The following is a 26,535-nucleotide window of genomic DNA, read 5'->3' as shown; positions in this document are numbered from 1 at the left end:
AAAATAAAAATTATTAATTTTTAAATGAATCGTAGTAATATGATAATTAATAACTTTTTATAAAAATATAAAAAAGCATTAATATTAAAATATCGATAAGATCACATTTCTTTTATAAAACCACATTACCAACGAAAAGTACCAGCAATCCTTTGGAAAGTCTCTTTTAAAACCCCACAGAAAACGATTCAATTAGTACACACAAAACAAACATAAAATTAACATTATTCAAGCTTGCAATCTTTGTATGCCGATAACCCGCAAGCCCTCTTTGTTCTATAACGAGGTAGACATGAAACCAGAAGATTTTCGTTCCGATGCTAAGCGCCCATTTAATAGCCAAGAATATCTAAAAAGTTTACAAGATGGTCGCGAGATTTATATCTATGGTGAGCGTGTTAAAGATGTGACCACGCACCCTGCTTTTCGTAACTCTGCAGCTTCAATAGGACAGTTATATGATGCGCTTCATGATAAATCGACTCATGACCAACTTTGCTGGGGCACAGATACAGGCAACGGCGGTTACACACATAAATTCTTCCGTTTTGCCAAAACTGCAGATGACTTACGCCAACAACGCGACGCCATCGCAGATTGGTCACGTCAAAGCTACGGATGGATGGGACGCACTCCAGACTATAAGGCGGCATTCGCCAGCTGTTTAGGTGCTAACCCTGAATATTATGGTCAATTTGCTGATAACGCACGTAACTGGTACAAACGTATTCAAGAGAGTGGTTTGTACTTCAACCACGCGATTGTTAACCCACCAATCGATCGCCATAAGCCTGCTGATGAAGTTAAAGATGTTTATATAAAGCTAGAAAAAGAAACTGATGCAGGTATTATCGTCAGCGGTGCAAAAGTTGTTGCAACCAACTCCGCGTTAACACACTACAACTTTATCGGTTTTGGTTCTGCACAGGTCATGGGTGATAACCCTGATTTTGCTCTGATGTTCGTTGCACCAATGGATGCTGACGGCGTGAAATTAATTTCCCGTGCATCTTATGAGTTAGTTGCTGGCGCAACAGGTGCACCATTTGACTATCCGTTATCCAGCCGTTTTGATGAAAATGACGCTATTCTAGTCATGGACCATGTGTTAATTCCATGGGAAAACGTGCTGATTTATCGCGATTTCGACCGTGCTCGTAACTGGGCGGTACAAGGTGGTTTCGCTCGCCTGTTCCCATTACAAGCTTGTGTTCGCTTAGCGGTAAAACTGGATTTCATTACAGGTCTTCTGCAAAAGAGCCTTGAGTGTACTGGGGTCATTGACTTCCGTGGTGTTCAAGCCGATCTCGGTGAAGTCGTTGCTTGGCGTAACTTATTCTGGTCACTGACTGATGCCATGTGTTCAGAAGCGAAAGCGTGGGAAGGTGGAGCATACCTACCTGATACCCAAGCCATTCAGACTTATCGTGTTATGGCACCAATGGCCTACACCAAAATAAAAAATATCATCGAAAGTAACGTAACGAGTGGTTTGATCTACCTGCCATCAAGCGTTCGTGATATGAATAATCCAGAGATTGACAAATATCTGGCGAAATATGTTCGCGGTTCAAATGGGATGGATCACGTTGAACGTATTAAAATTTTAAAATTAATGTGGGATGCTATCGGTAGTGAATTTGGCGGTCGTCACGAGCTGTATGAAATTAACTACGCAGGAAGCCAAGACGAAATTCGTCTGCAATGTCTGCGTCATGCATACGGTTCTGGCAATATGAAAGCCATGACAGATATGGTTGATCGCTGCCTGTCTGACTATGATCAGCACGGCTGGAAGCGCCCTCACCTGCACAACAACAATGATATTAATCTGTTAGATTCGCTGCTGAAGTAATCGGTAGCAGGAGGTCAAAATGTCTTTAGAAAATGAACATCGCTTACGTTTCAGAGATGCGATGGCAAGTCTCGGTGCCGCTGTTAACATCGTCACCACGGATGGTCCAGAAGGTCGTTGTGGTATTACTGCCACTGCGGTATGTTCTGTGACCGATACGCCACCCACTTTGATGGTATGCGTTAACCGCAACAGTGCAATGAACGCGGTTTTTCAAAAGAATGGCCGCCTGTGCGTTAACGTTCTCAACCATGATCAAGAAGAATTAGCTTGTCATTTCGCCGGCATGAAAGGTTCAACCATGGATGAGCGTTTCGGCTGGGATGTGTGGGATAAAGGCATTTTAGAACAACCACTGTTAAGAAATGCGCTTGCCAATCTTGAGGGTGAAATTACCCAAGTCCAAGATATTGGCACTCACTCTGTGTATATGGTTGAGATGAAAAAGATCGTCGTCAGTGATGACGGACATGGTTTAGTGTACTTTAAACGTAAGTTTCATCCCGTTATGCACAAAATCTTAGAACCTACGGCCTAATTGACCTTCATTATGTAGAACAAGCCCCTATTAAGGGGCTTTTTTATTACCTTAATCTAACTTAATGATCTTAAATGAAATAAATAATTAGGCTATTTCTGTCTAATTGACACCGACCAAATTAGAGGTATAAACTGGATTAATACTTATATAACACCTAAATAAATAAAAATAATCAAAATATGAAATATCTTATAAATAATATTATTTATGACAGCCATCAGGGGTTGTTATATCGCGATAATATCGACGATGCAATTAAACTTACCACCACATTAAACCGTTTATTATTGGTATTAGTGCAAAATAATGGTGAAGTTTTAGATAGGGAAACATTATTAAGCCGAGTATGGGATGAACATAACCAAGTTGCATCTGATAATAACCTTAATAGCAGCATTTCTGTTTTACGCCGCCACCTTTCCTCCTTTTTTGAGGAGGAAATTATTACAACTATTCCCAAAGTGGGTATAAAGTTCGATGCAAAATTACAGTCTCTCTCGACTAAATTAAATCAAAAACCCCACCAAGAAGAGCAACCCAATATATTACTTAAGGAATCTGAACAGCCTTCAATTATAGAAAACAGCCCAAAGGAACAATCACTATCGGTAAAGGAAAAGAGTTACATTCTCAATAATCGCTATATTGAGCTTACCTTAGTTGTCATTATTATTTTTTGCTTGTTGTATCTTTTTAAAAGCTATTTTTTTGCTACGCGCACTGAATACCCTGAAGTTGGGCGTATTGACCAATGCAGCATACGCTATATAAATAGCTATCATAAACCCGATATGACCACGATCAATTTTACTGACTTACAAAATCAGCTAACTCGATTAAATATTGATTGTAAAAAACCAGCGACCTTGTTTTATTACAACGTGGGTATCGTCACTAACGATAAAAATCTCTATGATAACTTTTTATTTTTATCTTATTGTCCTACCACCCCAAAAGACAGTGCAACTGTGAGTTGTGAGAATTTCTATGTCAAATAAGAAATCGGTCAGAACCGTTTGGTTACTGATTGTTTCAACTATATTAGTCATTATGAGCGGTTATTTTTATTATAAAAATCATACTCCCATCGTACCAAATTGCCGAGCAACTTTGAAAATTAACATATCAGACGACCGTTCAGATTTAAAAGGTTACTACCTATTAAGTATTATCCCAAATGAGCATGATCCTGATCACCATACTTTTATAATGAATGGAACAATTAGTAGTAATGGAAAAAATTATGCAATCTCTCGTAAGTTTTATATGAAATATGTCTTTCAAGGAGGGCATTTTTTTTCACGCGTTGAAAATATTTTCATTGATCCCAATGACCAGGCCCAAGATAAAATCAAAATACGTGGAATTCCACAGCAAGACCAAATTTATTTTGTAAAAATAAAACGTTTAAGTGATAAAAATTATATTTTTGAAGAAAATTTCTCCCCTCTTTTTATTTGTACTATTTGACCTATCTCAGTAATTTCCCAATAACATTGCAATAACTACAAAAACAGAGCATCGGATTATGACATTCGATGCTCTGTTTTTTTATAACTTAAAATTTATTTGTTAATTTACCTTAAAGCAAAAGTCATTAAACATTCATCGCCATACGATATTGAAATTAAAACATTAAAAGCAGCGTTAAAAACATTAATATTAGAATTAAATATTTTACTTTATTAAAATATCAACACTTTATTTCAAAAAACTCCTCTAATGGATAAACTTGTTTTCGTCGAAATGACTTACACAAAAAGCCTACGGATGGATACATAAGGCAAATTGCATTCAACACTTCAGGGAATGATTTAACGTTTAGTACTTTTAAATACCAAGTACGTTTAAAAATGAAGTCTTCAATCCTAAGTTGAAACATTCACTTGCTTAGGCTTTTTAGGGACTGACAATTACTTATCTTTAAGGATCTATAATATGAAATTGAATAAATTATCTGTTGCTGTTTTATTTGCAGCTTCTACTCTGTCTGCTTCAGTTTTAGCTAGCGGTAACACGGGTGAATTACATTTCAGCGGTCAAGTTATTAACTCTCCATGTAATATCGAATCTGAAAGCACCAAACAAGAAGTTCCTTTTGGTCAACTTTCACGTGCTTCTTTAGAAGCAGGTAATGCAGCAGAAAAAAATATCGCAATCAAATTAAAAGAATGTAACTTCGACGAATTCAGTAAAGATACTGAAGGTAAATGGGTTGCGGTTAAAGACATCAAAATTACTTTTGGTGGTAAAAACTACGTCGGTACAAATAAAGAATTCTTAGGCGTAACTGGTACTGCTACTAACGTTGGTATTCAGATTAAAGACTTTAAATTCGACGAAGCTAAATCTATTCTGAACCAAATTCGTAATAGACAAGGTGAAAACGTTCTGGAATTTACTGCATTAGCAAAACGTGTTGATGCTGCAACGCCAGTAACTGAAGGTGAATTTAACTCTATCGCTGATTTCAAAATCACTTACGAGTAATTTTTATGGGAGGGGAAACCCTCCCAATAAAAAGGTTCATTATGCGAAATTTATCTTTTTTATGGTCAATATTATTATTAACACCTTTTATTTCTAATGCTGAATACACGGTTGATGGTGGTATTCGTGGCGAAACGGTAATGCGTGGATATATTGTTGCCGCTCCCTGCTCAATAGAAACAGACAGCCAATATCAATATATTAATTATGATTTTGTTTCTAAAAAAAATATCAACACAGAAGAAGCTAAAAATAATAACAGGAAGTCATTTAACATTAAATTAAACAACTGTATTAGTGAATACGACAAAGATAATAGAAAAGGAATAAAAATCAAGTTCTTTGCCAATAACGATCTATATAACAATGCAGTTAAACTTTCTGGTCCCACGGATGGCGTCGTTGTTTACATTTATGACACCAACAATAACTTAGTCACTCCGAATAAATCGTATTCTATTTCAAATAGCGCAATTTACTTTGATAGTAAAACGAAAGTCAGCTTTTTGAAATATGAAACAGAAATTGACACCCTTAACAATGAAATTGTACCAGGGAATTACTTTGCCACGATAAAATTCAATGTAAGTTACGACTAATAAATATTCTAAATTATTTTATATGATAAGAACACTATGGCTAAATTTAATATTTTTCACCAGTTAATTATTATATCTTGTTTATCCAGTATTCCTACTGTCGCTTTTTCTGTTGAATTTAATACAGATATGCTCGATACCAAAGATACTCAGAATATTGACTTTAGCCAGTTTTCACAGGCCGGATTTATTATGCCTGGAAATTATCACTTAACGATTAAAGTCAATAACGAACGTTTGGGTAACGCGCGTGATATTACTATTGGTGCGCCTACGTCTTCTGAAGATTCATTATTTAGTGTCATATGTATTCCAGCAGTAATTACAGATCAACTCGGCTTAAAACCTGAAGCGATTCGTTTAGTTAAATATCGTGATAACGATCAGTGTATGGATTTATCTGCTCTTGAAGGTAGTACGCTGAGTGTGGACTTATCGACGTTAACATTGTCAATTCTGATCCCACAAAGTTATTTAGAATATACCGACCCGAGCTGGGTGCCACCTTCTCGCTGGGAAGAAGGTATTAATGGTTTTTTACTCGACTATACCTTAACGGGCTCATTCAGCCGTCGAGATAGCGGAACCAAAGAGTCATATTTATCGGCGAACGGAACCACAGGATTGAACCTTGGCGCGTGGCGTTTACGTGGTGACTACCAAGCGAACTACCGTAAATCCTCTGGTAATTATAACAATGAATATAGCGATGCCATATTCAGCCGTTTATATGCTTATCGTTCATTAGCTAATATTGCCTCGGTTCTGACGTTAGGGGAAAACTATTTCTATTCCGCAATTTTTGATTCTTGGCAGTTTACCGGTTTGTCATTAGAAACCGACGAAAATATGCTACCACCCAAACTGACAGGGTATGCGCCTGAAATTATTGGGATAGCACAAACTAATGCCACGGTCATCGTTAAAAGCCATGATCGTATCGTGTTAGAAACCACAGTTCCTGCGGGACCGTTCCAGATCCAAACGTTGGATAGCTCAATCCGTGGAACCTTGGATGTCACTGTGCGTGAAGAAAATGGCGAAGAACAAAAGTTCAGCGTCACCACGGCAGCGCTCCCCTACTTAACGCGTCCGGGACAAATTCGCTACAAATTTGCAGCGGGTAAACCACGTTACGATGGTCGCCATCTTGAAGGGGATATGACCGCATCAGGCGAGCTGTCATATGGGCTTAACAACATTTGGTCTATCTATGGTGGCTCGATTTTATCGAAAAACTACCAAGCTTTTTCTGCGGGTTTTGGGCGAGACTTATTTACCTTCGGGAGCCTGTCATTTGACGTGACACAATCCCACGCGAAATTACTGGACAACACCCTGACAGGGCGCAGCTATCGCTTAAGTTATTCAAAATCGTTTGATGAAGCGAGGACGGATATCACCTTCGCCGGATATCGATTCTCGGATGAAACCTATCGTTCTTTGCAACAAACATTGGATGAACGTCGCACAGGGACAGAAACCCAAGCCCATAAAGAGAGCTATCAGGTCAATATTAATAAATATTTTGACTCGTTCTCGCTGGGTGGAAACTACCAGTACAACACTTACTGGAATAGCCAAGCCGAAGAGCAATTTGGGGCTTACATTAACACCGCATTCAATATTGTCGCTTTAGGGTTAAAAAATATCAGCCTAACTGCATCAGCGACTCGATCCAAAAGATCTGGATATCAAGATGATGCGATTAATTTGTACGTCACAGTTCCGTTTACGATGGGGAGTAGTTTTAGTTTCTCTGAAGGCTACACAAAAGACCAGAGTGGACGCCGTTCATCAACCCATAATGTGGGATATAGCGGCTACAGCGATCAACGCAGCTATAACCTCAACATAGGTTATCAAACGGGACAATTTCAGGATTCACAAACCAGTTTCAGCGGTTACTTGAGCCAGAATTTTCCAACGGCGTCACTATCCGCTAATGCCAGCTATGTACCGAACCAATACCACACCATTGGTGGGTCGATTAACGGTGGGATCACGTTGGTTAAAGACGGTATTGCAATGCATCAGGCAGCCTATGGTGGAACTCGCTTAGTCGTTGAAACACCAGGCGCCAGCAACGTGCCATTAAATGGCGGTGTTTATCAAACTAACCGCTTTGGGTTAACGGTCATCCCTAACGTAAGTAGCTATCGAAAAACAACGGCATCGATTAACACCAGTAAATTACCGAATAACATTGAAGCATTGGAAAGTGTCACTGAAGCCACATTAACCCGTGGAGCCATTGGTTATCGCAGTCTTAACGTGATTCAAGGGGAAAAAACCTTTGCCCGTTTAAAACTTACGGACGGCACTTATCCACCTTTCGGCGCCAGCGTCCGTAATAAAAACAACGTTGAGCTCGGTATTGTGGGTGAACAAGGGATCACATGGATTGTTGGTGTCATGCCGAATGACCTGCTCGATCTCTACTGGGGAAATAAATTGCAATGCAGCGCCAGAGTAACTGAATTTAAAAATGGTGCGGATAGCTACCCTGTATTAATTTGTCATTAGGAAAAAATTTAAATGAAATCAAATATCTTTAATTTAATTCGCACCAGTGTCTTATTGACGACCATGGGTGCAATGGGCGCCACTTACGCCGCCGTTACGCTTGACCGTACTCGTATTATTTTTGATGGCGACCAACAGTCTATTAACATCACCATCCGCAATGACAATCCAGAGTTGCCTTACTTAGCCCAATCATGGTTAGAAGATGCCGCTGAGAAAAAATTAGAAGCGGGTCCGATTATTGCAACTCCACCCATTCAGCGTATGGAGCCAAAATCCACCAGCTTAGTGCGTTTAAGTGCTGCACCAGATATCAATAAGTTACCTCAAGACAGAGAATCTCTGTTTTATTATAACTTGCGTGAAATTCCACCAAAATCGACAGAGGCTGGTGTTTTACAAATTGCACTGCAAAGCCGTGTAAAGTTGTTCTATCGCCCTGAAGCGATTGTGGCTGATAGTAAAAAAGAGTGGGCAAAACAAATCACATTAACCCCGACAGCCAATGGTTATCAGCTGAATAACCCTACGGGATTTTATCTGACCATTATTGGTATTGGTAATAGCCAAAAGCTGTCAGAGCAAAGTGATTTTGATGCCGTCATGGTGCCACCAAAATCAACCCACAACTTAAAATCCGCGAAGTTTGCAACGCCATATCTGACCTATATCAATGATTATGGCGGAAAACCTTCGCTGGCATTTAAGTGCCAAGCATCACAATGCACAGTAACGGAATAGCGCAAACCAGATAAACAGGAATATCAACATGAAACTATATCACTTTGGGTTATCGCTCATGTTTGCAATGCCCGCCTTGGCGGCAACGCCATCGCAAAACGATTCATTGCAAACAACTGGCACTATTTATGTCAATGCACGTTTTGTCATAACGCCATGCCAACCCAAGGTGACAATGACTCGAGCGGTCAATCATATCAATGAACCAGCTTATCAATTTAATGTGAGTTATGCCCACTGTATCACCAGTTCCTATAACCAAGCTTGGTCACCATTCACGTTGAAATTTTCGGGTCAGCAGTATGTTGTTTCAAAACCACCAGCGAATAAGAGCCTGACATTTTTACTCCCCGCCGAAAATTCGGCTCGCCGTTTGGAGATGATTTATGACTAAAACATTCGCGCTCATGGTCAGTTTTAGCACTTTGCTATTGACCAGCTATGGCAGTTTGGCAAATAGCTTATCCGTCTATTTTGAAGGAACTCTCGTGCCTCTTGGTTGCCGCCTGTCCGATGACGATACGAAGAAAAAGGTCTACTTATCTGGCTTACGATTTTCTGAACTTGAAAATCAAGGCCGTTCTGATATTCAACCTTTTCAGTTGGATATCGTCGATTGCTCAACCGCGGCATTAAATAAGACCATCAAAATTACGCTAAATACTCAAGATACGGAAACTCACAATGGCATCACCTATTTAAAAACCACTGGTGAGTCCAATGTGCTATTAGCCTTAACTGATGGAAAAAATGGTCAGCCACTGAAGTTTAATACGCAAATTGATGTCAGCTCGGTGACGGAAACAGGCAAAGGATCCATTAACCCTTTGCTATTCGGGGTCTATGCACAGAAACCATTTAGTGGGCGTCTTAAGACAGGAAGTTTCTCATCTTTGGTCACGTTTAATCTGGACTACCAGTAGGAGAATGATGATGAAAATATCCCATTTTTTAGGCGCTATTTGCCTGCTCGTGAGTCACTTTTCATATGCCGATATTTTAATTACGTTAGAAACCACGTTGGTACGCCCATCTTGTGTCATCACGAATGAAAACGGTGATAAAGAGCTATACGTCAATTTTCAAAATGTCGCTTTAGATCGCTTAACAGAAGAAAAACAATCTTTTGGGATCTTAATTAAACAGTGCGATCTCAGAAAAAATTTACGCGTTTATTTATCTCCGAAAGAAGGCTCTACCCTCACGATAAATAACGAAACAGTATTGAGCACGACCATTCAAGGCTTAGGGATCCGTTTTTCCCAAGCCAACAGAAACACCGCTATCAATCTACTGAAATGGGAACCCATTTTCCCATCCATCAGTGGTGATACCGCCACGTTGACCTTACAGTCACAATTAGTAACGAATCAGTTACCAGAAACCCTTGAAGTGGGTCCATTTAGTGCGGCACTGTCAGTTATGATTGATTATCTTTAAAGCTAGGTAATGACAATGAAAAAAACATCGAAAACTTCATTAATGGCAATGGTTATGTCATTGTTTTTATACAGCCAAGTTTCCCATGGGTTAACCCGCTATTCGGGTAGTGGCGGCACCTACAAAATGAACCTTGTTTCCAATAATTCCGTATTAGCAGATACCCCAACGATTGGCAGTAATGGGGAGAAGTACTATTCCGTTGCTCCGCCTAATAAAGAAGGCATTGTGATTGATGAAAGTACTTCACAACCTGTTGGTACGGTGTACTGTAAAGTTAACTACTTAGAAGGTAATTACCAAAGCGGGCTGGCTTCAAACTATGCCTTCCACCGTGTATTTTCGTATATGCCTGAAGCTGGATTTACTATCAAAGGGTTAACTGCATATAAAATTAATGGTAATACGTTTTTTACTTTGTATTCAGACAACGGAATTACCCAAGGTTGGAAAAATATTGCCGGTAATGGATGTAGTGGAACGGAAACCTCACAAAGTACTTCCTATTTTACCGTTCAATTTCCATTTGAAGTCCGTATCTATGTAAAAGAAATTCCATTAGATGGAAAAGTTGTGATCCCTCAAGCCATGATTGCGGGTTATACACGTATGTTCCAATACCCCGGAACACCCGACATGTTTGTTCCTGCTGAAAAATCAGGTGTAAAACTGGATTTAACTCAATCAATAATTAACTACCCATCAAACTGTAAATCCAATATTGATAACTTAAATATCAACCATAACACGATGAATGCAATTGAATTTGACAGTAAACAAACCCGCACTGCAACCTACCAATGTGATCGAGGTCAGGGGATTAAAGTTAAATTCGCCTTAGATTATGTAACAGATAGTGATCCTCAAAAGCGGGTACCGTTAAAATCAGGCAATAACACCATTTATTCCGAGCTATCCCTGTACGATGCAGAGAGCAATCAACGGGGTAAAACCATCGAAACCACCATTGAAAAAGTAAAGAATATTCAAATTGAAAGTCATCTTTACGGATTAGATGCTGAACCAGGTAAATATACCGGTAATGCGTGGTTAATTGCGACTTATTTATAATAACATGTTGTAAAAAATAATATGATTATGCTTTCTCGTTCTATATTCATTAGTATTTTTATTATTTGGAATCTCGCCAGCATAATTTATATTGACAATTTAGGGAGTCTCCGGCAATCGTTGCCACAGAATATTATTAGCTGGTTAGCGATTGTATTAATTATTTCTATCATTGCATTTACTGTATTTTATAGAAAAATAAAAATTTTCATTACGATTCCAGCAATGTGTTTTTGTCTAGGGCTCGTGATATTAAGCATTAATCTTTTTTATGTACAAGAAAATACCAATATCATATTTTGGTATTGGTCTGGAATTAGTGCTGGTGTAATACTCTACATTATCGGGCTGCAAATAAGAGAGAAATGGTTAATTCAATCTTTCTGTATTTATTGCTTCATAATTATTAATGTAATTCAGTGTTTTTTTACTATTTACCAGTATATCTTTGAAACCAATATTTTTTATTTTGCAACCGGCATGCGCTCATACGGCTTGCCCCAGCAAATCACCGTTTTGTCGGTTAATATGGCAATGAGTTGCATATTATCGTTAATGACCATGGTTTTATCGCAGTTTAAATTAGCATCAATTTTCCAAGAAAAATGCCGCACGATGCTATTAGGCATTGGCATTTTTCTTTTTACCATGATGCTCGTTATCTTACAGTCCGTGACGATAATATTGAGTTTCGCCGTATGTACATTTATCTTTATCTGCTTGTTTTACCAGAAGAATAAACTCAGAGTGAGTGTAAGCTATTTCATCATCGCCATTGCTGTGTTTATCGGTGTTTACTTGATTCAGTTATGTCCAAAATATATTGATAGTGAAATTATTAATCGTTTCCATATTAAACAAATGTTGAGATTTTCCATTTCACTGTTTATCTCACCGCCAACTGAAATGTGGGAAAAACCGTTAATAATGAATGCGAGTTTTGAAACAAATCAAATTCCATTTTTGAGCTCTGATAATTACATTATGCCCCATGTTTTTAATGAAATTTTACGCTGGGTGATGACAGGTGGATATATTAATCTTATTTTCATGTCATTTCTTATTACAGGAGGAATTTATGTTATTTATCAGTCAATCATTAAATATAAAAAAAATGGAAATGGATACTCAATATCGTTGGTATTAGCGCTAACGCCTGTAGTCATCAACAGTAACTTAGAGCACCCTTTTTTACAGTCGGTACTGCATTGGGGAATGATTATATTATTTTTATCTTTTTCAGATGCGTCATTCCCACTCAAAGAGCAGTCTATTTTTTATATTAATAAGCATCTTTCTTTATTGTTTAGTTTTAGCACTTTTATTATTGGCCTTAGTGTTTTCATCATCGGATTAAGTTTATTTAATGGTCAATCTTTCTTTCACACCAATATTTTCTCATTTGCATAATGAAGAAATAAAAAACAAACGAGGACAGCATATGGCTCTCTATGATAATCATATCTCAAACACTGATATTGGCGCCAAAGTTCGTAAACGCCGGTTATTGCTAGGCTGGAGCGCGAGCATTTTAGGTAAGAAAACGGGCTTAAGCCAACAGCAAATCTCTCGCTATGAGCGTGGCACTCAAAACTTCACGATTTCTCGATTGTGTATCTTCGCCAACGTACTGCAATGTGATTTGAATTATTTTTTGGAGCGTAGAAACCAGTCCATGACAATCAACTTATAATGCCGCTGTATTTATACCAAATACACCCAGCATCTTTTTCAAAGCATAAAAAAATCCCCCAGCAAGTCGCCTTACTGAGGGATTTTCTATTTGTAGCCCGACTCTTAAATTACAGAACGTCTACACAGTTCAGTTCTTTGAATGCTTGCTCTAAACGAACAACCATTGAGTCTTGTGCTTTACGCAGCCACACACGTGGATCGTAGTATTTTTTGTTTGGCTTATCATCGCCTTCTGGGTTACCTAACTGAGATTGCAGGTAGCCTTCTTTCGCTTTGTAATACTGTAAAATACCATCCCATGTTGCCCACTGAGTATCGGTATCGATGTTCATTTTGATAACACCGTAGCTTACTGCTTCTTTGATTTCAGCAGCGCTTGAACCGGAACCACCGTGGAAAACGAAATCTAAGCTGTTGTGTGGCAGGTTAAATTTCTCAGACACGTAGTCTTGGGAGTTACGCAGAATTTTTGGCGTTAATTGTACGTTACCTGGCTTATAAACACCGTGTACGTTACCAAAAGAAGCTGCGATAGTAAAACGTGGGCTGATAGCGTTCAGTTTTTCGTAAGCGTAAGCCACGTCTTCTGGTTGGGTGTACAGCGCTGAGCTGTCCATGCCAGTGTTATCAACACCGTCTTCTTCACCACCAGTACAACCTAATTCGATTTCCAGAGTCATGTCGATTTTCGCCATGCGCTCTAAATATTTAGAACAGATTGCAATGTTTTCTTCCAGAGATTCTTCTGACAGATCAATCATGTGAGAAGAGAACAGTGGTTTGCCAGTTTTCGCGTAGTGTTTTTCACCTGCATCTAACAGACCATCGATCCATGGCAGTAATTTCTTCGCACAGTGGTCAGTATGTAGAATCACTGGCACACCGTAGTGTTCTGCCATTTGGTGTACATGGTGGGCACCTGAAATGGCACCTAAGATAGCGGCTTGTTGCCCTTCAGCTTTCAGGCCTTTACCTGCGATAAATGCAGCACCACCGTTAGAGAACTGAACAATAACCGGAGCGCGTACTTTAGCTGCCGCTTCAAGTACGGCGTTAATTGAATCAGTACCAACACAGTTCACAGCTGGCAATGCAAAGTTATTTTCTTTGGCAACCGCGAAAACTTTCTGTACATCATCACCAGTGATAACACCTGGTTTAACAAAATCAAAAATTTTAGACATGTGAAAAGGTCCTGTGGTGAACAGGCAGCCTACGCTGCCTGTTGTGTATGAACAAATTAATTACGCTTTAGCACGTTCTTCTAGCATTACAACGGCTGGGAGCTTTTTACCTTCAACGAATTCAAGGAAAGCACCGCCACCCGTAGAGATGTATGAAATCTTATCAGCGATACCGAATAAATCGATCGCCGCTAGGGTGTCACCACCACCAGCGATTGAGAAAGCGTCGCTGTCTGCGATAGCACGAGCAACGATTTCTGTTCCCTTACGGAAGTTAGGGAATTCGAATACGCCCACAGGGCCGTTCCAAAGAATGGTTTTCGCATTTTTCAGAATTTCAGCCAGACGTTCTGCGGATTCATCACCTAAGTCCAGAATTTGCTCATCATCTTTGATAGCGTTACTTGCTTTCAGTGTTGCTTCAGCAGTTTCTGAGAACTCGGTAGCCACGCGAACATCAGTTGGCACTGGGATTTGGCAGTTAGCCAGTAATTTTTTCGCTTCTGGGATCAGGTCTGCTTCATATAAAGAGCGTCCTACATTGTTGCCTTCCGCAGCGATGAACGTATTGGCGATGCCACCACCAACAATCAGTTGGTCAGCAATTTTAGACAGGGAATCTAATACAGTCAGTTTAGTCGAAACTTTAGAACCGCCTACGATAGCAACCATTGGGCGTGCTGGATTACCTAGCGCTTTGCCTAATGCTTCTAATTCATTGCTTAACAGCGGGCCCGCACACGCAACTGGAGAGAATTTTGCGACACCGTGAGTTGATGCTTGAGCACGATGAGCAGTACCGAACGCATCCATCACATACACATCACACAGTGCAGCATACTGTTTAGACAGTGTTTCGTCGTCTTTCTTTTCGCCTTTGTTAAAACGCACGTTTTCCAGAACAACTAATTCGCCTTCAGCGATATCCACGCCATTCAAGTAGTCTTTAACTAAACGAACTGGGTTATCTAATTTAGCGGCCAGATAGTCAACAACAGGTTGCAGTGAAAACTCTTCGTTGTACTCACCTTCAGTCGGGCGACCTAGGTGGGAAGTAACCATGACTTTAGCACCTTGTTTCAGCGCTAATTCAATTGTTGGTAATGAAGCACGAATACGTGCGTCTGAAGTAACTTTACCATCTTTAACAGGAACGTTTAGGTCCGAACGAATGAAAACGCGTTTACCCGCTAAGTCCAAATCGGTCATCTTAATTACAGACATGGTGAATCCTCTTGTTGATTCTCTATAAAGTTTTCATTAGCGACTGGGCTGGGCAATAAATAACGTATTGGGTTATTGTGCCCTGCTGTCTGTCAGACGCCAATTAGTTTAAACCTGTTGCTGCCATCGCTAGGGTTGTATCTAGCATCCGGTTAGCAAACCCCCATTCGTTATCACACCAAACGAGAGTTTTGATCAAATTTTTACCGCTAACGCGTGTTTGCGTGCCATCAATGATAGCGCTATGTGGATCATGATTAAAATCCATCGAGACTAACGGTAATTCAGTATAGTCTACTATACCACGAAAATGCCCGTGCGCGGCGCTCTGTAGTAGCTTGTTAACTTTATCAACGCAAACATCCGCATCGACAGTCACGCTTAAATCAATGGCAGTGACATTGGTCGTAGGAACACGTACCGAAATCGCTTCGAAACTCCCTTGAAATTTTGGGAAAATTCGAGTGATCCCTGCCGCCAGCTTCGTATCAACGGGAATAATCGATTGGCTAGCGGAACGGGTTCTGCGCAAATCTTTATGGTAGGCATCAATCACAGGCTGATCATTCATGGATGCATGAATGGTAGTGACGGTGCCCGACTCTATACCAAAAGCATCATCTAAAACTTTGATGACAGGAATAATACAGTTGGTCGTACAAGATGCATTGGAAACGATGGTATCGCTTCCTTGTAGGCTGTCATGATTCACACCATACACAATGGTTGCATCAAGATCATCGGTTCCCGGATGCGCAAAGAGCACTTTTTTTGCGCCAGCTTCCAGATGCTTAATGCCATCTTCGCGAGAGCCGTAAACGCCTGTGCAATCTAATACCACATCCACACCTAATTCTTTCCAAGGTAGCTTGCTGATATCCGCTTGATGGAAAAGACGCATATTGTCATCCCCAACTTGTAGCAGATCGCCATTGAGGCGGACATCCCATGCAAAGCGTCCGTGACTTGAATCATACTTCAGCAAATGAGCAATACCTTCCGGTTCAGCTAATTCATTGATCGCCACAACGACAATTTCTGCCCGACGACCTGATTCATATAGTGCTCTAAGGACACTTCGACCAATACGACCGAAGCCGTTTATTGCTACCCTGATTGCCATTCTACACCTTGTATCTGAGCAAAATCACACGGTTGCTAAGGATAACTGACTACCACCAACTCTACTGCTCATTTTAGCTGTCAAACATCAAAAGTGTGCTTCACTCGACATTTTTAAAATTTATTTACATTTTTTCAAACGAAACTGAAACGGTTCAGCTAATCAAGTTTTAGATTAAGGGATATATTTATAGAACGCAATAGAAAAACAAGAAAGGGTGCACAAAAAAACAACGCCCCAATACCAAACTTGATATTGAGGCGTAAATTACATTCATTCACTTTCGGATGCCGCGTTTAACCGCGGTGCATCTTATGAATTATTTCAGTAGAGATTTCGCTGCATTCACTGCATTTTCAACCGTAATACCGAATTCTTTGAACAACACGTCAGCTGGAGCTGATTCACCGAATGAATGCATACCAATGATAGCGCCATTCAGACCCGTGTATTTGAACCAGTAGTCCGCAATGCCCGCTTCAATCGCAACACGAGCGCTCACTCTTGAAGGCAGAACAGATTCACGGTAAGCCGCGTCTTGTTTGTCGAATGCATCCGTTGATGGCATAGAGACCACACGAACTTTACGTCCTTCTGCAGTCAGTTGATCCGCTGCTTTCACTGCTAACTCAACTTCAGAGCCCGTTGCAATAAAGATTAGCTCAGGTGTACCTGCGCAATCTTTCAGGATATAAGCCCCTTTCTCGATATTCGCTAATTGCTCAGCGGTACGAGGTTGCTGTTCCAAGTTTTGACGAGAGAAAATCAGTGCGCTTGGACCATCTTTACGCTCAATCGCATATTTCCAAGCTACCGCAGATTCAACTTGGTCACATGGACGCCATGTGCTCATGTTTGGTGTCACACGTAAACTTGCCAGTTGTTCTACTGGTTGGTGAGTTGGACCATCTTCACCCAGACCGATTGAGTCATGGGTGTAAACGAAGATGCTACGAATTTTCATCAACGCTGCCATACGTACCGCGTTACGTGCATATTCAACGAACATTAAGAATGTTGCGCCATAAGGCACGAAACCGCCATGTAGAGCGATACCGTTCATGATCGCAGACATACCGAATTCACGTACACCGTAATGGATGTAGTTACCCGCTTTGTCTTCGTTCAGTGGTTTAGAACCTGACCACATGGTTAAGTTACTTGGTGCTAAATCCGCAGAACCGCCCAGAAATTCTGGTAATACCTTACCAAACGCTTCTAATGCGTTTTGAGACGCTTTACGGCTTGCAATATTAGCTGGATTTTGTTGCAGATTGTCGATGAATTTTTTCGCTTCAGCATCAAAGTTAGCCGGTAATTCACCCGCCATACGGCGTTCGAATTCTTTCGCTAATTCAGGATACGCTTTCGCGTATGCTGCGAATTTTTCATTCCAAGAATGTTGTTTTTCTTTACCAGCTTCACGTGCATCCCAAGCTTGGTAGATATCCGCTGGGATTTCGAATGGACCGTAGTTCCAGCCCAGCGCTTCACGTGTTGCTGCAATCTCTGCATCACCTAAAGGTGCGCCGTGAACTGCTTCAGTGCCGGCTTTGTTTGGTGAACCGAAACCGATAACGGTTTTGCACATAATCAGGGTTGGTTTGTCTGACTGTTTGTGTGCTTCGTTCACTGCCGCATTGATTTGGTCTGCATCGTGACCGTTAATGTCACGAATAACATGCCAGCCGTATGCTTCGAAACGCGCTGCAGTATCATCAGTAAACCAGCCTTCAACTTCACCATCGATAGAGATGCCGTTGTCATCATAGAATGCGACCAGTTTATTTAACTTCAGTGTACCTGCTAATGAACATACTTCGTGGGAAATACCTTCCATCATACAGCCATCACCCATGAACACGTAGGTGTGGTGGTCGACGACATCATGACCTGGACGGTTAAATTGCGCCGCTAAAGTACGTTCAGCAATTGCAAAGCCCACAGCGTTTGCAATACCTTGACCTAAAGGACCCGTGGTAGTTTCAACACCTGGCGTATAACCATATTCTGGGTGACCTGGGGTTTTAGAATGCAATTGACGGAAGTTCTTTAACTCATCAATAGATAAGTCATAACCAGTCAGATGCAGCAAGCTATAAATCAGCATTGAGCCATGACCGTTAGACAGTACAAAGCGGTCACGGTTAGCCCAATGTGGATCTGCTGGGTTATGATTCATATGGTTGCGCCAAAGAACTTCAGCGATATCAGCCATGCCCATTGGTGCGCCAGGGTGCCCTGATTTTGCTTTTTGAACCGCATCCATACTCAGAAAGCGGATAGCATTAGCAAGGGTTTTACGAGTCGTCATTAGTATACTCCAAGTAGGATAGAACGTACTTAAACCAATATTCACAACGCAATAGAGAATCATTGCGGTTTATAGAGTTAGCCTCAATAATTCGAGCCGCAGGTGCATAAGCGCTTATTAAACCTACCCACAACTTGAAGTTTGGCGATGAGACTCTACGAAACTAACGCAATTTCATCCATACAGCAATTATTTGAAACAATCTGACAGCAGACTGCGGATCTTTATCGCAACCGTCAAGCTGAATCCTTTCCATTGCGCAAAATATCCCTTTGGGTTCTTCGTTTTGCGCAATTGCCTGACCTTATTAAACCTGAGTTCACCACTTAGGATCAAGGTGATTTATGCTTCTTGAGTAATTAGCCTCAATATTAGTGATATTTGGCAAATTTTTGACGGGAAAACCCACACAAAACAACAAGGGCGCTAACATTAGCGCCCTCATTTTTATATCACGGCATTTAGAGGATGATTAACGTTCTGTCATTGCCTGTTTCATACGCGTGATTGGCTTAATAAGATAATCAAACACACTTTTTTCGCCTGTTTTAATATCTACTGATGCCACCATACCCGGAATTATTTCCATTTTCTGGTTATTTTTGTCTAACAAATAATTGCTCTCTGTTTCGACAAGAATTCGGTAGAAGGTCTCATCTGGATTGAGCTTTAACTCACTGCGACGTGTATCATTACTTAGCGTGTCTGGGCTGATTAACTTCACCACCCCATTTAAACCACCATAAATAGCGTAATCATAAGCAGTCACTTTAACAACCACAGGCATACCCGGTCTTAAGAATGCAACATCTTGTGGGCGAATGTACGCTTCGACCATGAGTTTGTCATCCAGAGGGATGATTTCAAGAATATCTTGCCCCGTGTTAACCACGCCGCCAATCGTATTGATCTTAATATTTTTTACGATGCCGTGAACGGGGGCGCGGATCTCCGAGCGTGCCACCGGATCTTCACGCATACTCATGCTCTCTTCCGCTTGATCCAACTCCGACTCGACTTTGATTAATTCCGCATTAGCTTCCGCCAGATAGTTATTCATGCGTTCGTTGATTTGGGTTGCCAACTCAACAGATTGTCTTTCCATTCGCAGGATCTCCACATTGGAAACTAATCCTTCTTTCGCCAACGGCTTAGTGATCGCGATTTCTCGATCCAATAGCCCTTTGCTTTGACGTAAACCTGCTATCGCTTGGTCGCGCTGAGTCTTTTTCGCGTTGTAGGCATTACGTTCGCGCGCCACTAATTCTTGATCCGCTATCTTTGAAAAATCAGGCTCTTCATTACGAGATTCCCCTTTCAAACGCGCTGAGATAGCCTCTAAGTTTTGTACTCGAGCTTGGCTTTCACGTAATAACGCCCGACTACGAGCATCATCCAACTTCAGTAAAATTTGCCCTTTTTCAACAATATCCCCTTCTTTAACATACATTTCTTGGATATTACCTGGGTCGATACTCTGAATGACTTGCTCACGGCTACTGGGGATAATGGTTCCCTGCCCGCGAATAATCTCTTCTAAATTACTGTTATACGCCCAGATGATAAAAATCGTCAGCAATAGCGCCAAAAAGATAATAGGCAGAAACAGTAAATTGCTACGTTCTTTTTTCATCACGGATGCTAAGTCATGAGAAAAATCGTTAGAAATAGTACGCTGCTGTTTAGACGCTTTACCATAATGATCCATTTTAAATCGCCTCTTCTTCTTTTGTAACGGTATGTCTAACTTGAGAAACAACGCGTACTTGTGGTACCTGCTGTGGCGCAGGTTTATCGGTAGAAACAGTGTCTACTGGCTGCTCTGACTGTCCTAGCATTTTTAATACTTTCTGTTTAGGACCATCTATTAAGATTTTGCCATCGTCTATCACGATAATTCGGTCAACTAAACGTAAAATAGGTAATTTATGCGTTACGACAATCAGCGTTTTTTCCTGAGTCCACGCCTCCAGTGCATCCAGAACCAATTTCTCAGTATCCACATCAATGCCCGTGGTTGGCTCGTCCAGTAACACCACATTTGGGTTATGTAAGGTTAACTGCGCCAGTGCTACCATCTGTTTTTGTCCACCCGATAGCCCTAGTCCATCCTCCCCCAAAGGCATATCTAAACCGGCGGGATGCTGACGAATAATTTTATCAAGCTGGAAACGCTTAAGTGCACGCACCAAATCGTCATCGCTTGAATAGCCATCAAGGCGAGCCAAATCCAAGTTTTCACGTAAGGTTCCAAAGAATAAACGCGGCTTTTGAGCCAGCATGCCAACTTTGCTTCTGAGGAAAATCGGATCAATTTGGCGAATATCGAGGTCATCTAAGCTGATATTTCCTTGCTGTTGCTCATACAGACCAGTCAATAGCTTCAGTAATGTACTTTTCCCGCCACCAATTTTACCGAGGATCGCGACTTTCTCGCCCGCTTTAATCTCTAAATTAATGTTGTTTAATGCTGGCTGCCCATCTTTATTATATTGATAAGTCACATTGGTGAGTCGTAATGCGCCATTAACAGAAGTCGGTGAAATGTATTTTTTGTGATCTTCGCGCTCTACGGGGCGATTAAAGATATTTTTAACGCCCGCTAATGCCATACGCGCTGATTGAAAACGTGTTGCCAGCCCTGCAATTTGCCCCAGTGGCGCTAATGCTCGACCGGATAAGATCACACTGGCGATCAATGCCCCCATCGTAATACGCGAGTTCACATCATTCGCGTGGATCAGGTAAGTTCCCAAGCACACTAAACCGACGGTATTGAGCTGCTGCATCGCCGCACTGAAGTTGACCATAAAGTTGGTCAGGTTACGCACGGCAATGGATGAAAATGCGGTTTTCTCTGTAAGCATTTCCCAACGCTGTTGTGCCCAATTCACGGCATTATTCAGCTTTAAGGTTTCGATCCCTTCAATGGATTCAACTGCTAAACCTTGGCGTTGAGACGTTTCTTTCATTGAGGCGTTGATCCCTTTTGCTAGTGGCTTTTGGATCAAAAGACCCGCGATCACCACAACCGGAATAATGGTCAGTGGCACTAACGCTAAGTATCCACCAATGACGCTGATCACACCGATAAACAGCAAAATAAACGGCAGATCGACGAGCGCTAATAAGCTCGCGCTGGTCATGAATTCACGAATGGATTCGAAGTCACGTAAATTGTTGGCATACGATCCTGATGACGCAGGGCGCTTATCAAGGCGGATCCCCATCACGCGATGGAATAGCATGGCGCTGATCACGATATCCGCTTTTTTTCCTGCGATATCTAATAAGTAAGATCGCAGCATTTTGGCGAGAAATTCAAAACCAATGGCAAGCACAACACCGATGGTCAGTACCCATAAGGTTTCGTAAGCTTGGTTTGGGATCACACGGTCATACACATTCATCACATACAGGGAACTAATTAAGGCTAATAAGTTGATGACAAACGATGCGATGATCACTTGGTAGTAATATTTTTTATAGCGCCAAATCACTTTCCAGAAGCTGCTGGTTTCATATTTATCAATTTCCGAACGGGTTTCTGAACGAATATTACGTTTAATAAACCAGCTATAGCCGCTGTAGTTCACTGCCAGATCTTGCACGCTTAATGTTTGACGTAAGCCTTCTTCCGTTAAGATCTCGAAATGACGCCCATTTTCCCCATCTTCAATTTTGCTGATCACCACTGATTCATTATTTGCCAATAGCGCCAGAAACGGCGCCGCAATCGTCGGGATCTTATGCAGATCGATTTCAATGATCTGGTTATCAAATTGGTGGGAATTCAACACATTTACTAACGAGGCATAATCGAAAGACTTCGACTCAGTACGCTTGGTTTGTGCTAATAAGATTTCCGGTGAAAGGGTATAACCCAAACGCTGGGTGACTAATGATAGGTTATTAATAATATTCATAATTTATCTTGAAGCCAATTCTTGGTTCATCCATGCAGACATTTTCGCCTGCACGCTGAGGTAATTAAGTGTCGCGTCACGGAAATCGTTTTGTAAGATAACGGCGCTGGTTTGAATGCTTGCAAGCTCGTTATACGCATCGAGCAAATCAATTAAAGTACGGCGGTTGATGGTGAATTGCTTTTCATAGTTACTGATCACCACTTTTTGTTCTGCGATATAGGCTTTTGCTATGTTTCCTTGCTTTTCACTTTGCGCCATATTGATCGCCGCAGATTGACTCATTTCTTTAATTTCACGGAATGTCTTCTTAATACGCTCATTCGCTGCCGATAAGGCATATTCTTTTTGTGCTTGGCTGTAATAGCTGGCTTGGTCGAAAATATTCCAAGAGACCCGTAAAAATACTTCACTGTTATCGGGGGTGGCACTGACTTCTAAATTCAATGCTGGCTTTCTCATCGCACTCGCAACTTTAACGTCTGCATCGAGACTTTGAGCATCCGCTACTTGGGCTTTATAGCTTGGATTATTCTCTAAGTTATCATCTTGGAATCTCGCCAAAATTACACCACTCGTTGTCGATCTGAAGGGATCAACAAATTGGTCTACAGTGAGCTGGCGCTGAGTCAAAATCGATAATTGGCTCAGGGCTAAATTCAGGTTTCTTTCTGTTTCGGCGCGGCTCATTTCCACTTTTAAGGTGCGCGCTTTCACTTGTGTTAGCTCACTCATTCGCCCCGAATCATGTTGGACGATGGTAGTCAGCTGCTTTGCAATTTGGTGATGACGAACGAGGTTTTCATCAATAACATCAAGAGTTTCTTTGTGGCGCAAAACCTGTAAATAAAGCTGACTAATGCGCACACTGATATCTTCTTGAGAAAGAATATATTGGTTTTCGTAGTAACTTTGCTTCGACTGTTCGCGGTCGACACCCGCTTCAATCCCACCCCAAGAATAAATATTCATGGTCGCTTTGGTACCGAGGTGAAACCCCGATTCCATCGCGTTACTTTCATATTTGTGTTGCTGCGCAAGAGGCTGGGTTCCCATTAAACTGACAACAGGATAATGCCCAGCTTCCGCCGCACTAACGTTGCTCTGCGCCGCTTGATAATTGGCATAAGCCTCTTGAACTTCTGGGGCACTATCGAGTGAATCTTTTAATAGGTTTTTTAATTCAACTACATCTGCCACAGCAGAAAGAGAAAGCATCTTCACAAAAACTAACGCTAAGATGCCATTAATCATAGATTTCATAAATTTGGCGCAAAGTAATAAAACAGGGGTTGGCGACGTAAAATATTGAGGGCTACTGATGAGCAACCCTCTATAAATAGTCTTAAATAATGGCGTTTTGAGTTTCTTGTAATGCATCTAATGATGAATGCATGAAACCAGTAGAGTGGCTGGATGTTGCATTGACATCATGATCCCCCCCAGATAACTCCATTGCACTTTCTGGTGAGAACAATTTCAGTGCCGTTAAATCAGCATCATTTAAACCTGTATGACCAGATTCTTTTAACTTACTGATATCCACTGAAATTGATGATTTACCATTGGTTCCATCGTTATCCGTTAGTGTCAGTGTGAAGGTCTCTTTTTCCATTCCAATTGGACGTGTTGTCCCCGGACGGTAGGTTAATTGACCAAAGTTTTTCTCACCTAACGAGATAGAGAGTAAGCCGCCTGCTTCAGTTTTAATGGCGACTTCACCGCCACCGAAATCTGCCCAAATACTCTTATCTTTACCATCAGAGGTAATAGAATTAGTTTTTGGATCATATTTGTAGGTATTACCATCCACTTCAATGCTGATTGATTTCATGCCATCGGCACCAAAGCTTAAGGTTTTTTCATCCCGACTATTTTTGGAGAAACTACTTTCAATCGTATTTTCGCTAGGAACATATTTTTCTAATATGTTTGATAACGAACTCATATCTTTCAAGACGATAACATCACTACCATCATTATCTTTGCCTTTTTGACCATCAAAAGCGATAGGCTTAATAAACTCTTCGCCCGTTTTACCATTGGAGCTATTGAGCATATCCTGACCAATACCAATCGCAACTGAACGAATTCCTTTTTCAGTTAAGAAGGCTTTCCAGCTATCTTCACCAATATCAGAATTAGGGCTACCGGGAATAAAACCATTTGGCGATGTTGGTGCAATGCCATTGCCCACCAAAGGATCTTGACTACCTTCTTGGTTACCAAAGTTTGGAATACCATCAGTGATCACAAACAATGTGTTATCCAATTTCCCACTAATATTCTTAGCATCCAGTGGCTCCATTCCACTGCTGGATGGTTTTTGGAAAATACTAATAATTTGTTGCAAAGCAGCATCATAGTTCGTATCTACCCCAATAACTTGATGGTCAGGGCGTAACTCTTGATAACCACGCAATCCTTCAACAATTTTTCTCGCATCCGCGATTGAACACCAATAAGGTTGATCCATTGGATATCCTTTAATGGCACCAATTGCTGACGCTTGTTTCGCAAAGCCATTCATACTCACGCGGACTTCTCCCGCATCAGCACTATTTAACCTTTCTTCATAGCTATTAAGTACACTTTCAATTGAGTCTAATGCTGCGTCATATCGCGTTTTCATGCCTGAATGAGTATTGCCACCTTGAATCCCGCTATCATCCCTTCCCATACTGCTGGATAAGTCTAGTGAGATAATTAAGTTGGCGTAAAAAGTATTGTCTGCTGGCGGCTCTACTGATAATTCAACATCCGCGGCACTTGGCTTATCATCATGCACCACGATTTCTGTTTTCACTTCATCTGTGCCATTGTTAACACCAAACTCAATATTCAGAGAATCTTTGCCCTCTGGATGGTCAACAAGACCTTTTAGGTTAACTTCATAGTTAACTTTTGTGTTGCCATCTGCTGTTGGGGTATCAGTGACTTTGACAGAAATAACCTCTTTCCCATCTGGCGTTTTACCCACAAAACCGTTATCCGAAGGCTCCCATTTAATGGGTTCGCCACCAGAAGTTAATTTGGTTGTCGGCTCGATGATCTTAATATCGCTTGGTGTTGTTGGTTTATCCGTTGGGTTAGATAGCTCGATAACGCCATTTACAGTCACAGACGATTTATCACCAGCCGTGCCATCTGTTCTTAACCCTTTTTCATAAACTTCTGTCGGCGTAGTCTGTGTTGGCACAATATCAATTGTGATGGTAGCGGTATTCGAGATACTGCCATCTTTATCTTTCACGGTATACGTAATGGTATCTTGACCTGTTGCACCTGGTTTTGGTGTATAAATCAATTTACCATCCACATCGAACGTAGCAGTACCTTTGCTTCCGTTCTTTTCAATATGCAGAGTCGATTTATCCAATTCCCCATCAGGATCTTTATCGTTAGCCAAAACATCAATTGTTGTCGGTACGCCTTGCTTAGTTTTACCATAATCGTCACCTGCAACAGGCGGCTCATTGATCGCAATGGTCACAGTAGCTTCATTGGATACGTTGCCATTCTTGTCTTTGACTTGGTAAGTAATGGTATCTGTACCTTTAGCTCCCGCATTCGGTGTATACACCAGTTTACCATCGACGATATCTACTTTGCCTTGTGCTGGCTGGTCCACGATAGTCAGTGTAGTTGGATCAAGATCTTTATCTAAATCAGTATCATTTGATAATACGTCAATAGTCACTGAAGTGGCTTGATTTGTTCTTGCTGTGTCATCATTCGCCACCGGAGCGGCGTCGATTTCGATGGTCACCGTCGCTTCGTTGGACACGTTGCCGTTCTTGTCTTTC

Annotated in this window: 23 protein-coding genes; 14 read left to right on the top strand and 9 right to left on the bottom strand. The window is 41.1% G+C overall.

Annotated features, from left to right (window positions below; genetic code table 11):
* Positions 1–292: 292 nt before the first annotated feature.
* The 12 genes from hpaB to PR795_RS14730 all read left to right on the top strand — a co-directional run bounded on the left by hpaB (position 293) and on the right by PR795_RS14730 (position 11,263).
* Positions 293–1,855 (top strand): 4-hydroxyphenylacetate 3-monooxygenase, oxygenase component, encoded by a 1,563-nt coding sequence (gene hpaB, locus PR795_RS14785; RefSeq protein ID WP_272516924.1) that lies wholly within the window; start codon positions 293–295, stop codon positions 1,853–1,855.
* A gap of 19 nt (positions 1,856–1,874) precedes the next feature.
* Complete coding sequence (hpaC, locus tag PR795_RS14780) at positions 1,875–2,393, top strand: 4-hydroxyphenylacetate 3-monooxygenase, reductase component (protein ID WP_006657309.1); 519 nt, start codon at positions 1,875–1,877, stop codon at positions 2,391–2,393.
* Positions 2,394–2,575: 182 nt separating this feature from the next.
* A complete protein-coding gene (locus PR795_RS14775; RefSeq protein ID WP_006662723.1) occupies positions 2,576–3,394 on the top strand; it encodes a winged helix-turn-helix domain-containing protein in 819 nt (272 codons plus the stop codon).
* Complete coding sequence (locus PR795_RS14770; protein ID WP_181480610.1) at positions 3,384–3,866, top strand: FidL-like protein; 483 nt, start codon at positions 3,384–3,386, stop codon at positions 3,864–3,866. The genes PR795_RS14775 and PR795_RS14770 overlap by 11 nt, the downstream gene beginning before the upstream one ends.
* Before the next feature lie 468 nt (positions 3,867–4,334).
* Positions 4,335–4,886, top strand: a complete 552-nt coding sequence (locus tag PR795_RS14765; protein ID WP_006657258.1) for a fimbrial protein — start codon at positions 4,335–4,337, stop codon at positions 4,884–4,886.
* A gap of 41 nt (positions 4,887–4,927) precedes the next feature.
* Complete coding sequence (locus tag PR795_RS14760; protein ID WP_006662725.1) at positions 4,928–5,485, top strand: fimbrial protein; 558 nt, start codon at positions 4,928–4,930, stop codon at positions 5,483–5,485.
* A 36-nt stretch (positions 5,486–5,521) separates the two neighbouring features.
* Positions 5,522–8,011 (top strand): fimbria/pilus outer membrane usher protein, encoded by a 2,490-nt coding sequence (locus tag PR795_RS14755; protein ID WP_006662726.1) that lies wholly within the window; start codon positions 5,522–5,524, stop codon positions 8,009–8,011.
* 12 nt (positions 8,012–8,023) lie between these two features.
* Complete coding sequence (locus PR795_RS14750) at positions 8,024–8,752, top strand: fimbria/pilus periplasmic chaperone (protein WP_006662727.1); 729 nt, start codon at positions 8,024–8,026, stop codon at positions 8,750–8,752.
* A gap of 28 nt (positions 8,753–8,780) precedes the next feature.
* Positions 8,781–9,146, top strand: coding sequence for a hypothetical protein (locus PR795_RS14745; RefSeq protein ID WP_036961915.1), 366 nt, complete (start codon positions 8,781–8,783; stop codon positions 9,144–9,146).
* The gene (locus PR795_RS14740) at positions 9,139–9,675 is read left to right on the top strand and encodes a fimbrial protein (RefSeq protein WP_006657253.1); all 537 of its coding nucleotides are present in this window, start codon (positions 9,139–9,141) and stop codon (positions 9,673–9,675) included. The genes PR795_RS14745 and PR795_RS14740 overlap by 8 nt, the downstream gene beginning before the upstream one ends.
* Before the next feature lie 10 nt (positions 9,676–9,685).
* Positions 9,686–10,192, top strand: coding sequence for a fimbrial protein (locus PR795_RS14735; protein ID WP_112860815.1), 507 nt, complete (start codon positions 9,686–9,688; stop codon positions 10,190–10,192).
* A gap of 15 nt (positions 10,193–10,207) precedes the next feature.
* Positions 10,208–11,263: a hypothetical protein gene (locus PR795_RS14730; RefSeq protein WP_036978002.1), complete on the top strand. Its 1,056-nt coding sequence runs from the start codon at positions 10,208–10,210 to the stop codon at positions 11,261–11,263.
* Between the two features lie 464 nt (positions 11,264–11,727).
* Here the strand turns inward: PR795_RS14730 and PR795_RS14725 are convergent, their stop codons facing one another.
* A complete protein-coding gene (locus PR795_RS14725; RefSeq protein WP_272516923.1) occupies positions 11,728–11,892 on the bottom strand; it encodes a hypothetical protein in 165 nt (54 codons plus the stop codon).
* Positions 11,893–12,010: 118 nt separating this feature from the next.
* Between PR795_RS14725 and PR795_RS14720 the strand changes: the two genes are divergently transcribed.
* Both PR795_RS14720 and PR795_RS14715 read left to right on the top strand, forming a co-directional pair.
* On the top strand, positions 12,011–12,673 hold the full coding sequence (locus PR795_RS14720; protein ID WP_224050834.1) for a hypothetical protein: 663 nt from the start codon (positions 12,011–12,013) through the stop codon (positions 12,671–12,673).
* Positions 12,674–12,704: 31 nt separating this feature from the next.
* On the top strand, positions 12,705–12,956 hold the full coding sequence (locus PR795_RS14715; RefSeq protein WP_006657249.1) for a helix-turn-helix domain-containing protein: 252 nt from the start codon (positions 12,705–12,707) through the stop codon (positions 12,954–12,956).
* Positions 12,957–13,065: 109 nt separating this feature from the next.
* On the opposite strand, the gene fbaA is transcribed toward PR795_RS14715, so the two are convergent.
* The 8 genes from fbaA to PR795_RS14675 form a co-directional block, all read right to left on the bottom strand.
* A complete protein-coding gene (fbaA, locus tag PR795_RS14710) occupies positions 13,066–14,142 on the bottom strand; it encodes a class II fructose-bisphosphate aldolase (RefSeq protein ID WP_006657248.1) in 1,077 nt (358 codons plus the stop codon).
* A gap of 60 nt (positions 14,143–14,202) precedes the next feature.
* Complete coding sequence (gene pgk, locus PR795_RS14705; RefSeq protein WP_006657247.1) at positions 14,203–15,366, bottom strand: phosphoglycerate kinase; 1,164 nt, start codon at positions 15,364–15,366, stop codon at positions 14,203–14,205.
* A gap of 103 nt (positions 15,367–15,469) precedes the next feature.
* On the bottom strand, positions 15,470–16,489 hold the full coding sequence (gene epd, locus PR795_RS14700) for an erythrose-4-phosphate dehydrogenase (RefSeq protein ID WP_006657246.1): 1,020 nt from the start codon (positions 16,487–16,489) through the stop codon (positions 15,470–15,472).
* Between the two features lie 319 nt (positions 16,490–16,808).
* A complete protein-coding gene (tkt, locus tag PR795_RS14695; RefSeq protein WP_181480608.1) occupies positions 16,809–18,803 on the bottom strand; it encodes a transketolase in 1,995 nt (664 codons plus the stop codon).
* Positions 18,804–19,275: 472 nt separating this feature from the next.
* Complete coding sequence (locus tag PR795_RS14690) at positions 19,276–20,511, bottom strand: HlyD family efflux transporter periplasmic adaptor subunit (protein ID WP_036961907.1); 1,236 nt, start codon at positions 20,509–20,511, stop codon at positions 19,276–19,278.
* A 1-nt stretch (position 20,512) separates the two neighbouring features.
* Positions 20,513–22,729: a type I secretion system permease/ATPase gene (locus PR795_RS14685; RefSeq protein ID WP_272516922.1), complete on the bottom strand. Its 2,217-nt coding sequence runs from the start codon at positions 22,727–22,729 to the stop codon at positions 20,513–20,515.
* Between the two features lie 3 nt (positions 22,730–22,732).
* Complete coding sequence (locus PR795_RS14680) at positions 22,733–23,992, bottom strand: TolC family protein (RefSeq protein WP_036967425.1); 1,260 nt, start codon at positions 23,990–23,992, stop codon at positions 22,733–22,735.
* 82 nt (positions 23,993–24,074) lie between these two features.
* On the bottom strand, positions 24,075–26,535 hold a 2,461-nt coding region (locus tag PR795_RS14675; RefSeq protein WP_272516921.1), incomplete at its 5' end, for an Ig-like domain-containing protein.

Source organism: Providencia sp. PROV209 (assembly GCF_028479485.1).
GTDB classification, from domain to species: Bacteria; Pseudomonadota; Gammaproteobacteria; order Enterobacterales; family Enterobacteriaceae; genus Providencia; species Providencia alcalifaciens.
This window is presented reverse-complemented; position numbering and strand designations above follow the sequence as displayed.